This is a genomic window from Streptomyces sp. NPDC002324 (assembly GCF_053593335.1).
On the sequence record NZ_JBSFCF010000026.1, the window covers coordinates 90,306 to 103,152 of the forward strand.

At 74.4% G+C, this 12,847-nt stretch carries 13 protein-coding genes; 6 read left to right on the forward strand and 7 right to left on the reverse strand.

The features are described from left to right. Positions 1–23: 23 nt before the first annotated feature. Both ACWCRJ_RS29165 and yczE read right to left on the reverse strand, forming a co-directional pair. Positions 24–791 (reverse strand): glycerophosphodiester phosphodiesterase, encoded by a 768-nt coding sequence (locus ACWCRJ_RS29165; protein WP_450942101.1) that lies wholly within the window; start codon positions 789–791, stop codon positions 24–26. Beyond that, the gene (gene yczE, locus ACWCRJ_RS29170) at positions 788–1,420 is read right to left on the reverse strand and encodes a membrane protein YczE (protein ID WP_450942134.1); all 633 of its coding nucleotides are present in this window, start codon (positions 1,418–1,420) and stop codon (positions 788–790) included. The genes ACWCRJ_RS29165 and yczE overlap by 4 nt, the downstream gene beginning before the upstream one ends. Positions 1,421–1,643: 223 nt before the next feature. Between yczE and ACWCRJ_RS29175 the strand changes: the two genes are divergently transcribed. Further along, positions 1,644–3,143: an SCO1417 family MocR-like transcription factor gene (locus ACWCRJ_RS29175; RefSeq protein WP_450942102.1), complete on the forward strand. Its 1,500-nt coding sequence runs from the start codon at positions 1,644–1,646 to the stop codon at positions 3,141–3,143. A gap of 7 nt (positions 3,144–3,150) precedes the next feature. On the opposite strand, the gene ACWCRJ_RS29180 is transcribed toward ACWCRJ_RS29175, so the two are convergent. Together ACWCRJ_RS29180 and ACWCRJ_RS29185 are read right to left on the reverse strand one after the other, a co-directional pair. Next, positions 3,151–4,701: a hypothetical protein gene (locus tag ACWCRJ_RS29180; protein WP_450942103.1), complete on the reverse strand. Its 1,551-nt coding sequence runs from the start codon at positions 4,699–4,701 to the stop codon at positions 3,151–3,153. Between the two features lie 37 nt (positions 4,702–4,738). Continuing rightward, positions 4,739–4,933, reverse strand: coding sequence for a hypothetical protein (locus tag ACWCRJ_RS29185; RefSeq protein WP_005485586.1), 195 nt, complete (start codon positions 4,931–4,933; stop codon positions 4,739–4,741). Between the two features lie 271 nt (positions 4,934–5,204). Here ACWCRJ_RS29185 and ACWCRJ_RS29190 point away from each other — a divergent pair, with 271 nt between their 5' ends. From ACWCRJ_RS29190 to ACWCRJ_RS29210, 5 genes are all read left to right on the forward strand, one after another. After that, on the forward strand, positions 5,205–5,597 hold the full coding sequence (locus ACWCRJ_RS29190) for an ankyrin repeat domain-containing protein (protein ID WP_450942104.1): 393 nt from the start codon (positions 5,205–5,207) through the stop codon (positions 5,595–5,597). Positions 5,598–5,899: 302 nt separating this feature from the next. After that, positions 5,900–7,318, forward strand: a complete 1,419-nt coding sequence (locus ACWCRJ_RS29195) for a HEAT repeat domain-containing protein (RefSeq protein ID WP_450942105.1) — start codon at positions 5,900–5,902, stop codon at positions 7,316–7,318. A 139-nt stretch (positions 7,319–7,457) separates the two neighbouring features. Then, positions 7,458–8,588 carry a glycosyltransferase family 4 protein gene (locus ACWCRJ_RS29200; protein WP_450942106.1) on the forward strand — a complete coding sequence of 377 codons (1,131 nt, stop codon included), beginning with the start codon at positions 7,458–7,460 and terminating at the stop codon, positions 8,586–8,588. After that, positions 8,585–9,745 (forward strand): glycosyltransferase, encoded by a 1,161-nt coding sequence (locus tag ACWCRJ_RS29205; RefSeq protein WP_450942107.1) that lies wholly within the window; start codon positions 8,585–8,587, stop codon positions 9,743–9,745. The genes ACWCRJ_RS29200 and ACWCRJ_RS29205 overlap by 4 nt, the downstream gene beginning before the upstream one ends. After that, complete coding sequence (locus ACWCRJ_RS29210) at positions 9,742–10,590, forward strand: SGNH/GDSL hydrolase family protein (protein WP_450942108.1); 849 nt, start codon at positions 9,742–9,744, stop codon at positions 10,588–10,590. The genes ACWCRJ_RS29205 and ACWCRJ_RS29210 overlap by 4 nt, the downstream gene beginning before the upstream one ends. A gap of 19 nt (positions 10,591–10,609) precedes the next feature. Here ACWCRJ_RS29210 and ACWCRJ_RS29215 read toward each other — a convergent pair whose 3' ends face one another. From ACWCRJ_RS29215 to ACWCRJ_RS29225, 3 genes are read right to left on the reverse strand one after another with little or no spacing between them, the layout of a single operon-like run. Continuing rightward, entirely contained in the window at positions 10,610–11,482 is an 873-nt protein-coding gene (locus ACWCRJ_RS29215; protein ID WP_450942109.1) for a 5-oxoprolinase subunit C family protein, read from the reverse strand. After that, positions 11,479–12,090, reverse strand: a complete 612-nt coding sequence (locus ACWCRJ_RS29220) for a 5-oxoprolinase subunit B family protein (protein WP_450942110.1) — start codon at positions 12,088–12,090, stop codon at positions 11,479–11,481. The genes ACWCRJ_RS29215 and ACWCRJ_RS29220 overlap by 4 nt, the downstream gene beginning before the upstream one ends. Next, complete coding sequence (locus tag ACWCRJ_RS29225) at positions 12,087–12,845, reverse strand: LamB/YcsF family protein (RefSeq protein WP_450942111.1); 759 nt, start codon at positions 12,843–12,845, stop codon at positions 12,087–12,089. The genes ACWCRJ_RS29220 and ACWCRJ_RS29225 overlap by 4 nt, the downstream gene beginning before the upstream one ends. Between the last annotated feature and the right edge of the window lie 2 nt (positions 12,846–12,847).

Consider the following 12,847-nt stretch of genomic DNA (forward strand, 5'->3'; position numbering starts at 1 on the left):
CCCCTGCAGGGCTGCGCGACGTGTCAGACCCAGGTCCCCCGGTCCTCGAGCACCTTGCGCAGCGTGTCGATGTGATCGGTCATGATGCCATCGACGCCCAGGTCCAGGAGCCGGTGCATACGTTGCGGTTCGTTCACGGTCCAGACATGGACCTGCAGCCCGCGCGCGTGGGCTGCGCGCACGAACCGGTGGTCGACCACCGGCACCCCGGACTGCGCTTCGGGCACCTGTGCGGCGACCGCCGTGCGGCGCAGCGCGGCCGGCAGGCCCCAGGACCGCAGCCGCAGGCCCAGCACGCCGCCCGTTCCGTACGAGGTGGCCAGGCGCGGTCCGGCGAGGCGCTGGGCGCGGGCTACCCGGGACTCGGAGAAGGAGCCGACGCAGACGCGGTCCCAGGACCCGGTGCGGGCGATCAGGTTGAGCAGGGGGTGGAGCGCGGGCTCCGCCTTCATGTCCACGTTCCAGCGGACCTCGGGGAACGCCTCGAGGAGGTCCTCGAAGAGAGGCACCGGCTCGACGCCCGCCACGCGCGCGTGCCGTATCTCCTTCCACGGCAGATCCGCTATCCGGCCCGCCCCGTCGGTCATGCGGTCCAGGGTCGAGTCGTGGAAGGCGACCAGTTTGCCGTCGAGCGTGGCGTGGACGTCGGTCTCGATGTAGCGGTAACCCGACTCCACCGCCCGCCGGAACTGGGCCATGGTGTTCTCCAGGCCGTCCGCCGCCCCGCCCCGGTGGGCGAAGGCGATCGGGCCGGGATGGTCGAGGTAGGGGTGGCGTACGAGGGCGGTCACCCGGGCAGTATGGCCCGCTTCGATGGCCCGGTGGCAACGACCGTGCTGCCGGATCCCGAGGGGATGGCGAACAGGCGCAGGAAGAGCTGGGCCAGCGGGCCGATGGAGAGGGCGTAGAGAGCGGTCCCCACGCCGACCGTGCCGCCGAGGGCGAAGCCCGTCGCCAGCACCGCCACCTCCACGGCGGTCCGCATCAGCCGGACCGAGCGTCCGGTACGGCGGTGCAGTCCCGTCATCAGGCCGTCGCGCGGGCCCGGTCCGAAGCGCGCCGCGATGTAGAGGCCGGTGGCCACGCCGTTCAGCACGATCCCCGCGACGAGCAGGGGGATCCGTACGGCCATGGTGTGCGCCTCGGGCACCAGGGCCAGGGTGGCGTCCATCGCGATGCCGACCACGAAGACGTTGGAGACCGTGCCGAGGCCCGGACGCTGGCGCAGCGGGATCCACAGAAGGAGCACCAGCGCGCCCACGACGATCGACACCACGCCGATGGTCAGGCCGGTCAGCTCCGCCAGGCCCTGGTGCAGCACGTTCCACGGTTCGAGACCGAGGCCGGCCTGCACGAGGAGGGCGGAGCTGGCGCCGTAGAGGGCGAGGCCCATGTAGAGCTGGGTCAGCCGCCGGCCCAGGCGGTGGGGCTGTGAGCGGCGGCCCTCCCGCCGGTTCTGCGGGTCCGGTCGCGGGTCCGGTTGCGGATCGTGCGACGGCTCGTGCGAAGGCTCGTGCGACGGCTCGTGCTGTGCGGCGGGCAAGGCTTCCCCCTGGGTGGTGCCGGTGGCCTGACACATGACACTGTGTGGCTTGGAGAGTCAAGTCATCCATGGCCAATTCGGGGAAGGTGGACTGGAAATCATGGCGCAGTGGACTTCGGCGGTGGGGGCGGCTCAGCTCGCGCGGCTGCTCACCTCGCAACAGGAGCGCCCCGCAGGGCCCGGCACCCGCCGCCCGCCCGCCTACCGTGCGCTGGCCGACGGCATCCGGCTGCTGGTCCTGGAGGGCCGGGTGCCCGTGGCCGCCCGGCTGCCCGCCGAACGGGAACTGGCGCTGTCCCTCTCGGTCAGCCGTACGACCGTCGCGGCGGCCTACGAGGCGCTGCGCACCGAGGGGTTCCTGGAGTCCCGGCGGGGAGCGGGCAGCTGGACGGCCGTGCCGGCGGGGAATCCGCTGCCCGCGCGCGGACTGGAACCGCTGCCGCCCGAGGCGCTCGGTTCCATGATCGACCTGGGCTGCGCGGCCCTGCCCGCCCCCGAGCCCTGGCTCACGAGGGCCGTGCAGGGCGCGCTGGAGGAGCTGCCGCCCTACGCCCACACGCACGGCGACTACCCGGCCGGCCTGCCCGCGCTGCGCTCCATGCTCGCCGACCGCTACACCGCGCGCGGCATTCCGACGATGCCCGAGCAGATCATGGTCACGACCGGGGCCATGGGGGCCATGGACGCGATCTGTCACCTCTTCGCGGGACGCGGGGAGCGGATCGCGGTGGAGTCGCCGTCGTACGCCAACATCCTGCAGTTGATGCGGGAGGCGGGGGCGCGGCTGGTGCCGGTCGCCATGGCCGACGGGCTCGCCGGGTGGGACATGGACCGGTGGCGGCAGGTCCTGCGGGACGCGGCGCCCCGGCTCGCCTACGTCGTCGCCGACTTCCACAACCCCACCGGTGCGCTCGCCGACGAGGACCGGCGCCGGGGGCTCGTCGACGCGGCCCGGGGCGCCGGGACGGTGCTCGTGGCCGACGAGACGATGAGCGAGTTGTGGCTCGACGACGATGTGGAGATGCCGCGCCCCGTGTGCGCGTTCGATCCGGCGGGATCCACCGTCATCACGGTCGGGTCGGCGAGCAAGGCGTTCTGGGCGGGGATGCGGATCGGGTGGGTGCGGGCGGCACCGGATGTGATCCGGAGCCTCGTCGCGGCACGGGCGTACGCCGATCTGGGGACACCCGTGCTGGAACAGCTGGCCGTGAACTGGCTGATGAGTACCGGGGGTTGGGCGCAGGCCGTGGGAATCCGGCGGGAGCAGGCCCGGGACAACCGGGACGCGCTGGTGGCGGCGGTGCGTCGGGAGCTGCCGGACTGGGAGTTCGCGGAGCCGAGGGGTGGGCTGACCCTGTGGGTCCGCACCGGGGGGCTGTCGGGGTCGCGGCTCGCGGAGGTGGGCGAGCGGGTCGGGGTGCGGGTGCCCTCCGGGCCCCGGTTCGGGGTCGACGGGGCCTTCGAGGGGTATGTGCGGCTGCCGTTCACCGTGGGGGGAGCGGTCGCCGAGGAGGCGGCCGCGCGGTTGGCCGCGGCGGCGCGGCTGGTGCGCGACGGCGCGTCGGGCGGGAGCGAGGGGCCGCGGACGTTCGTGGCCTGACGGGGCCTCAGGTCCCGGCCGGCGCGGCCTTGGTGAGGGCGTCCGCCGGGGTCGTGTGCGGCGGGAGCAGGTCGAGGATCGCCTGGCGGTGGGCCTCGGGGGTGTTCTCGTCGTGGGGGTCCGGGGTGGCGGGGACCTGGAGGCGGAGGGTGGGGGCGGTGCCCAGACGGGCGTAGCCCCGGCCCGGCGGGACGTCCGGGGCGGGGGTGGTGGGGGGTGCCGTGCCCAGGACCGTCTCCATCTGCTCGGGCGAGGCGGGACCCAGGACCACACGCGCGCGGGTGTGCCCGCGTACCGCGTCCGTGAGGGCGTCCAGGTGGTCGAACTGTTCGGTGATCACGACAGTGACATTGACCGCGCGGCCGTGGCGCAGGGGAACCTGGAGCAGGGACTGCGGGTCGCGCCGGCCGGCGGCCGCGGCGAGGTGGCTCAGCACGCTCGGGCGGTCGAGGAGGAGCCAGAGAGGGCGGCGGATGTCGTCCGGCGCGGGATGCCCCGCCTGGCGGGCGCTGTTCGTGGCGATCAGCCGGCGTTCGGTCTCCTGGGAGGCCCACTCCAGGCTCGCCAGGGCTCCACCCAGCCCGCTCTCGACGGCGAGGACGCCGTCGCGGCCCGTGAGGCAGGCGTACTCGCCGCTGCCGCCGCCCTCGACGATGACGACGTCGCCGTGCTGCAGGGCCTGGAGAGCGATGCAGCGGAGGAGGGTCGTCGTGCCGCTCCCGGGTCCGCCCACGGCCAGCAGATGCGGTTCGGTGGAGCGTGCGCCGGTGCGCCAGACGACCGGCGGCACGTCGCGCCGCTCCTCTCCGCAGGAGAGGGGGAGGGTGCGCTGGACGTCGACGGCGTCGGTGAAGCCGAGGACCGTCTCGCCCGGTGCCGTGACGAAGCGCTGGGCGGTGATGTCGCAGGCGAGCGGGGGGAGGACGGCGACGGTGAGTTCGTTGCCCTCCTCGTCCCAGGTGAAGCGGTACTCACGGCCGCGGCCCGCCTTGGTGTGCAGCAACTGCTCGATGCGCGCGCGGGACTCCGCCTCGCCGTCGGTGAAGTAGGCGGGATACCGGACCAGCAGCCGGCTGACGCGGCCGGTGCCGTCGAACGTGTAGGCGGGGAAGGCGTCCTCCCAGGCGCCCCCGTGCGCGTAGAGGGGCTCGGGGTCCTCGGGGGACGAGAAGTAGGGGACCAGGGCCTCGTAGAGGGACCGCAGACGCTGGGTCTGCGACTCGTCGGGGCCGGTCGGTTCCTGGACGGCGCCGGCGCGGCCCGCCCAGGCTGCCGCCGCCATCAGGGCGATGGCGGCGAGCAGCGGGCCGTACGGCACCAGGGTCACGACCAGGACGACCGAGGCCGCCAGGAAGAGCAGTGACCCGCGGCGGTCCTTCGGGGTCTGTGCCCATCTGAGCCGCCCGGCGGCGACCAGCCGGCGCAGTCCACGCGTGATCGTGATCAACGGGTGGAGGACGTCGGTGGCGCCGTCGGCGGCCGTCCGGGCCAGCTCCCGGCTCCTGGCGAGGTGCGCGCCGCCGCTGCTCAGAATGCGGGGGAGGGGGACCCGGGCCACGGCTGTCTCCTGGGGGTGCGTGCGGATGGGAACGGGGTCAGAACTTGATCCCGCCGAGGAGGCTCGCGAGGCTTTCGCCGCCCGCTGTGATGCTCGGGGCGATGCCTGTGCTGGCGAGGTAGAACCCGAAGAGGGTGACGACGATGCAGTGCGAGGCCTTCAGGCCGTCCTTGCGGAAGAACAGGAAGACGATGACGCCGAGCAGGACGACGCCTGAGATGTTCAGGATCATGTGGGTTCTCCTGGTTGATGGGGACAGTCACCATGAGTTCTTCCAGAGTCACAGCATGTATCCATACGATAAAAGGTGCAAAAGAGTGAATTTCAGCTGATTTCGCCTGGGTGGCCGAATCCTGGTTGGGCCGTCCGGGCTGGGCTGTTGCGTGGGACGGCACTCGGTGTGATCTTTGCCTCGGCTGTGTCCGCTGCCGCGTGCGGGAAGCCAGTACTCTGGCGATTCACCCGTTCGGCTCGAAGTGCGTTTGTGAGAGGTGGTCCCGGCGATGAGCGAAGCCCCCGACCCGGAGGTCGTGGAGCTGGCGACGAGGATCTTCGATCTGGCCCGACGGGGCGAGACCGAGGCGCTCGTGGCGTACGTCGACGCGGGAGTTCCGGCCGACCTCACCAACGACCGCGGCGACTCGCTCGTGATGCTCGCCGCCTACCACGGTCACGCCGACGCGGTGCGGGCCCTCCTGGCCCGTGGCGGGGAGGCCGACCGCGTCAACGACCGGGGGCAGACTCCTCTCGCCGGGGCGGTTTTCAAGGGTGAGGAGGGTGTCGTCCGGGTCCTTCTGGACAGCGGGGCCGACCCGTCCGCGGGCACTCCGAACGCGATCGACACCGCACGGATGTTCGGTAAGGCAGAACTGCTCGAACTGTTCGCAGCACACTGATCCACATGGTCTGACCAGGAAAAACGCAAAAGACGGGGGAGGCGGAACGGGGCCGCCGGAAATTTCGGTCGCGGTAGGAAGAACCGCCGGGTCATCATGACGTCGTGATTCACGGACATGATGGCTGGGCAGGTGTTGCCGCACCGCGTGGGCCGTGACGCGGTCCGCATGGGCCACCGACGAGAGGCAGAGGAAGATGGTCTACAGCAAGCAAGAGACGGCGGGCGCACCGACGTGTTGTCACGCGGCCAGGTAAAGCAGAATCCCCGGTTGCGTCGACGCTTGATGTGAGGCTGTTTCCCATGTTCGAACCGGTCATAGCGCCCAGCGGTACGCTGCTCGGCCTGCTGCAGCGGGGCCGCGGCGACGGCACCCTGCACGCGCTCACCGCCCCGCGGGCCGAGGCGCTCGCGGCACTGAACCACTGTGTGCTGAGCGACCCCCGCCACGACTGGCAGGTGGAGAACCGCTCCCTGTACTACGCCCGTCTCTACCTCGACCTGAGCGGCGAGCTGGACGAGATCGAGCGCCATCTCTTCGACGCCGAGGACGTGCTGGACACCGACGAGTCACGCACCGGGCTGGCCCTCGCGGTCCTCGGGCACCTCGCCTCGTACGGCAGGAGGGACGCGCTCGCACTGCTGCGCAGGTACGCCGCCGTCGGCACGAGCTGGGCCTGGGCCCTCGACGAGCTGGCCCTCAGGGACGACGACGAAGGGCTGCGCGCCCTCGCCGAGCCCGTGCTGGCCCGCTTCACCACCGACCCGGAGGGCGAGGCCGAGCTGGCCGCCGCCGTCCGCGACGCCTTCGAACCGCGGCCCTGGCGGCTGTGGGCCGACGATCCCCGGGAGGCGGTCGCCACCCGCGTGCGGGCCGCCCAGGAGACCGGCTGCTTCGACCGCTGGCAGCGGCAGATGCGGCCGAGCGGGCCCCGGCCGGGGTGGAGCGTCAAGGCCGTGTTCGAGTGGGCCCAGCAGGGCATCGAACGCGGCGCCGTCCTCCATGTGCCGGCCGCCCGGTGTCTCACGGCCGTCGCCGGCCCCGAGGACCGGCCCGAGATCCTCCTCGCCGCCCGGAGCGGGGACGACGGCGCCCGCTGCACCGCCTTGCGCTACCTCGCCGACGGCAACGATCCGGACGCCCTCGACCTGATCGAGGGCGCCGTGACCGACGGGACGACGACGGTCGTGGAGGCCGCCGTCGCCGCCTTCGAACGGATGCGCAGCCTGGCCGCCGTCGACCGGGCGCGTGGCTGGGTGCACCGGCCCGACCCGCTGGGCGCCGCCGCCGGACGCGTGCTCGCCTGCCTCGGCGGAGCCAAGGACAGCGACCTGGTGCTGGGCGCGCTGCGGGAGGCCGTGCGGGGCGAAGGGCCCGACGCACCGACCCTGTGGACGCTCGTCGACGGCACCGGCCGCCTCGGCATCGCCTGCGCCGCGCCCGTCCTGCGCCATATCTACCGCGAGACCGCCTCCTCCCATCTGCGCGGCCGCGCCGCCCGCGCGCTCGCCGCCACCGACCCCTCCTTCCCGGCCGGCTTCGCCGTCGAGTGCCTCTGGGACTGTGAGGAGACCACCCGCGAGATCGCCGCCCGGCACGCCGAGACCGGTGACACGCGCGTCGTCGACCAGCTCCGCCGGCTCGCCGCCGACCCGGCCGAGGAGGACGACGTTCAGAGCGCCGTACGCAGCCGGATCGGCCCTGACATGCCCGCAATGTGAACGCCCGGCGACCCGGAGGTCAGGAGGGCATGGACACGGTCTGACCTGGACAGGTGTGCAGCGCAACGCTCATGGGACGTTCCCCGCCAGGAAAGATCCACGTTGACGCGGCCACGTCCGGTGCGACGACAACACGGGTATGCGTGTCGTCATAGTGACCGAGTCCTTTCCCCCCGATGTGAACGGCGTGGCCCACTGCGCCCTGCAGACCGCGCGGCACCTCGTCGCGCGGGGGCACGCCCCGCTCGTCGTGGCCCCGGCCACCGCCCAGGGAACCGGGGCCGGAGCCGACCTCCAGGCACCGTGCCCCGTCGTCCGTGTCCCCTCCCTCCCGCTCCCGGGCTATCCCCAGGTCCGCGTCGCCCTGCCCAGCCGCCGGGTCGCCGCGGCGATCGTCGAACACCGGGCCGACATCGTCCACCTGGCCAGCCCCTTCGTCCTCGGTGTCCGGGGCATGGCGGCCGCCGCCCGCCTCGGTGTCCCCGCCGTCGCGATCTACCAGACCGATCTCGCCGGATACGCCCGCACCTACGTCCACGCCGGTGAGGCAGCGGCCTGGCGGCGCATCCGCTCCGTGCACGCCGCCGCCGACCGCACCCTCGCCCCGTCCAGCGCGGCCCTGCGCGACCTGGAGACGCACGGTGTGCCCCGGGTCAGCCTGTGGCCGCGCGGGGTGGACACCGTCCGGTTCCGCCCCGAACTGAGAGACGAGGCGCTGCGCCGCGAACTGGCGCCCAACGGTGAGCTGATCGTCGGCTACGTCGGCCGCCTCGCCCCCGAGAAGCAGATCGAACTGCTCGCCGGGGTGTGCGGTCTGGACGGCGTGAAGGTCGTGATCGTGGGCGACGGGCCCAGCGAGCCGGGCCTGCGCGAGGCCCTGCCCGGTGCCGTGTTCCTCGGCCGCCGCACCGGCGACGAACTCGCCCGGATCTTCGCCTCCTTCGACGTCTTCGCCCACACCGGCCCCTTCGAGACCTTCTGCCAGACCGTGCAGGAGGCCATGGCCAGCGGGGTCCCCGTGGTGGCGCCGGCCGCCGGGGGACCGCTGGACCTCGTCGCCCACGGGCGCACGGGGCTCCTGGTCCCGCCGCGCGACGCGGCCGCCGTACGCGACGCCGTGCGATCCCTGGCCGACGACGCGGAGCTGCGGGCCGTGTACGGGGCCGCAGGGCGGACCATGGTCGAGGGACGCACCTGGGCGGCCGTCGGTGACCAGCTCCTCGGGCACTACGCCGATGTGCTGTCGACGCGGACGGCGGTGGCCGCGTGAGCGGGGACGCCGCCCGGAAGCTGCGGATCGTACGGCTCGCCAACTTCGTCGCGCCCTCCTCGGGCGGTCTGCGCACCGCGCTGCGGGAACTCGGCACGGGGTACGAGGCCGCCGGGCACGAGGCCGTGCTCGTCGTGCCCGGCGAGCGGTACACCGACAGCGCGACCGGGCAGGGCCGGGTGATCACCCTGCCCGGACCGCTGCTGCCGGGGACCGGTGGCTACCGCGTCCTCATGGACCGGCGGCGGGTGGCCGGCCTGCTGGAGTCGCTGGGGCCCGACCGGCTGGAGGTGTCCGACCGGACCACGCTGCGCTGGACCGGGGCGTGGGCTCGGCGGGCCAGGGTGCGCGCGGTGATGGTCTCGCACGAGACCGCCGACGGCGTGCTGCGCACCTGGGGCCTCTCCGAGGGGATGGCCCGGCGGGCCTCCGACGCCCTCAACGTCCGCACGGCGCACACCTACGCGCGAGTGGTGTGCACCACCGAGTTCGCCGAACGGGAGTTCGTACGGATCGGTGCCCGGAACGTCGTCCGGGCACCGCTGGGCGTCGATCTCGTGGGACGGCACCCCGCCCTCCGGGACGCGGCGCTGCGCGGGCGGTACGCGCGCGAGGGCGAGATCCTGCTCGTGATGTGCTCCCGGCTGTCCGTCGAGAAGCGGCCCGGTACGGCCCTCGCGGCCCTGGAGGCGCTGATCCGGCGCGGACGGCGGGCCGTACTGGTCGTCGCCGGTGACGGGCCGCTGCGCGGCAGGCTCGAACAGCGGGCGAAGGGGCTCCCGGTGAACTTCCTCGGGCACGTCGAGGACCGCGACATGCTGGGCGCTCTGCAGGCCTCCGCCGACGTGGCCCTGGCTCCCGGCCCCGCCGAGACGTTCGGGCTGGCCGCGCTGGAAGCCATGGCCTGCGGCACGCCCGTGGTGGCCAGCTCGTCGTCCGCGCTGCCCGAGGTGATCGGCGCGGCCGGGGCGACGGCGGCGGACGACGGGGAGTCCTTCGCGGACGCCGTCGAGCTGTTGCTCGACCGGTCCGAGGCCGACCGCAGGGACGCGGCACGCGCGCGTGCCGCGTGCTTCGGCTGGCAGACCGCGGTGGACGCGTTCCTCGCCGCGCACGACGCCACCGTCGGGCGCCCGGTGCGAGGGGGCGTCGGATGAGAGCCGCACGGTTTGTGGCCCTCGGCGACTCCCTCACCGAGGGCGTGGGCGACCCGGTCGAGGGGGGCCGGCGGGGCTGGGCCGCGCTGCTCGCCGACGGGCTCGGCCCCGGCACACAGTTCGTCAACCTGGCCGTCAGCGGCGCCCAGACCCGCGATGTGCTCGACCGCCAACTGGCCGCCGCGCTCGCCCTCCGCCCGGACATCGCCTCCGTCGTCATCGGCGTCAACGACACCCTGCGCTGCACCTTCGACATCCACGCCGTCGCCGCCCGCCTCGACGAGATCTACGGGGCCCTGCGGGAGCGGGACGTGGTGCTGCTCACCGCGTGCCTGCCCGACCCCGGGGCGATGCTCGGCCTGCCCGGGGCGCTCGCCCGGCCCCTCGCCCGGCGGCAGCGGGCCGTCAACACCGTCGTCCACGCCCTGTCCGAGCGGCACGGGGCGGTGCACCTGCACGCCTCGGCGGGTGCCTGGCTGACGGACCGTGCGCTGTGGAGCGCGGACCGGCTGCACCCCGGCGAGCGGGGGCACCGGCAGTTCGCCCTCCGCTTCCACGCGCTGCTCACGGAGACGGGGATCGCCCGGGGGCCGGCTCCCGCCGCCGAGCCCGGGTCCCCGGCGCCCACGCGTGGCGACGGCCTGCGGTGGCTGGCCACCGCGGGGACGGCCTGGGTGGCCCGGCGCTGCACCGACCTCCTGCCGCAGCTCCTCACCCTCGCCGCCGCCGAGGTACGCCACACGGCCCGCGGCACCAGCGCCCGGCTGGACCTGTCCGCCTCCCACGCGGTGGCGGCAGCCCTCGCCGCGCTGACCGTGGCCGACCAGAGCCCGGAGGTCGCGTGAGCCGGCGCCGGAGGACCGGTCAGCGGCGGTGCCGTACCGCGACGAACCGCACCGGGGTGCCCGGTGTGGCCTGGGCCGCGGCGGGCAGGTCCGCCGGGTCGACGACCGCGATCACCGGGTAGCCCCCGGTGGTCGGGTGGTCGGCCAGGAAGACCACCGGGCGGCCGTCCGGTGGCACCTGGACCGCACCCAGCACCATTCCCTCACTGGGCAGTTCACCCGCGCGCAGGCGCTCCAGGGCGGGCCCTTCCGTGCGCAGCCCGATGCGGTTGCTCGCCGACGAGACGGCGTAGGGGCGCCGGGTGAGGGTGCGCAGTGCCGTGTCCGTGAACCAGTCGTCGCGCGGGCCGAGGGTCACGCGCAGGACGAGTTCGGAGGGCGGCGCCGGATGCGGGACGACGTCCACGTGCGCGTGGTGACGGCCCGGGCGTCCGAGCGGGAGCACCGTGCCGACCGTCAGCGGCGGCGGGCCGAGGCCCGACAGCAGATCGGTGGAGCGGCTGCCGAGGACCGGCTCCACGGTCACTCCGCCGGAGACGGCGAGGTAGCTGCGCACGCCGGAACGGGCGGCGCCGATGTCGAGGAGCGCCCCGCCGGGGACCCGTAGCGGCGCTCCCCACGGTGCCGGGCGGCCGTCCAGGGTGACGGCGCAGGGGGCCCCGCAGACGGCCATGGTGACCGTGGAGCGGGGGCGTACGGAGCAGCCGTCGAGGGTGGTCTCCAGGACGGCGGCCCCCGGGGGGTTGCCCACCAGACGTCCGGCCAGCTCGGCCGCGGGCGCGTCGAGCGCTCCCGACCGGGGTACGCCGAGGTGGGCCAGGCCGGGGCGGCCCCGGTCCTGCACGGTGGTCAGGGCGCCCGCCCGGACCACCACGAGGGCGTCGTCCGTCACGATGCCCCCTCGGGTGTGAAGCGCACCCGCGTGCCCGGCGCCAGCAGGGCGGCCGGGACACGCGCGGGGTCCCACAGCACGGCGTCCGTCGTACCGATCAGCTGCCAGCCGCCCGGGGAGGCACGCGGGTACACGCCGGTGTACGGGCCGGCCAGCGCGAGGGACCCCGCGGGGACCGCCGTACGGGGAGTGGCCCGGCGCGGGACCTCCCGGGGCAGCCCCGTGAGGTAACCGAAGCCGGGGGCGAAGCCGCAGAAGGCCACCCGGTACTCGGCCGCCGCGTGGACCCGGGCCACCTCGGCGACGTCGACACCCCAGTGGGCGGCGACGTCCGGCAGGTCGGGGCCGTCGTAGCGGACCGGGATCTCCACGAAGTCCCCCGCGCGCGCGGGGAGAGGCGGAATGTCCCAGGAGGCGAGGCGTCCGGCGAGGCGGGTCGGGTCGGGGAGGCCGTCCAGGAGGACCGTCCGGGCGGCGGGGACGATCTCGGCCGCCGACAGCTCGCCCGTCTCGCGGCGGCGCAGCAGCTCGGCGTGGAGCGCCTGCGCCTCCTCGTCGGTGCCCACCTCGATCAGCAGCGCGCGGTCCCCGACCGGGAGCGCCCTCATGAGAACGCCTCCACGCGCACGCCCGTCGCCGCCAGCTCGGCCCGCACCCGCCGGGCCAGTTCCACCGCGCCCGGAGTGTCGCCGTGCAGGCACAGGGATCGGGCCCGGACGGCGATGCGTGCGCCGGAGTGCGACGTGACCGTGCCCTCGCCGGCGAGACCCACCGAGCGGGCCACCACCGCGTCGGCGTCCGTGATCACGGCGCCCTCCCGGCCGCGCGGCACCAGAGTGCCCTCGTCGGTGTAGGCGCGGTCCGCGAACGCCTCGGTGACGGCGGGCAGCCCCGCCCCCTCGGCCAGCGCGAGGAGACGCGAGCCGGGCAGGCCGAGGACGGGCAGCGTGGCGTCGGCGAGGAGCACCCCGTCGACCACCGCCGCCGCCTGCTCCGCGTCGTGCACGACCCGGTTGTAGAGCGCGCCGTGCGGCTTCACGTACGACACGCGCGTGCCCGCCGCGCGGGCGAAGACCTCCAGGGCGCCGATCTGGTACGCCACCTCGGCCGCCAGTTCGGCGGACGGCACGTCCATCGCGCGCCGCCCGAAGCCCGCCAGGTCGCGGTACGAGACCTGCGCCCCGACCCGTACGCCGCGCTCGGCCGCCAGCTCGCAGACCCGCCGCATGGTGGCCGCGTCCCCGGCGTGGAAACCGCAGGCCACATTGGCGCTGGTGACGACGGACAGCAACTGTTCGTCGTCGGTCAGCGTCCAGCGCCCGAAGCCCTCGCCGAGGTCGGCGTTGAGATCGATGGAGCTCATGA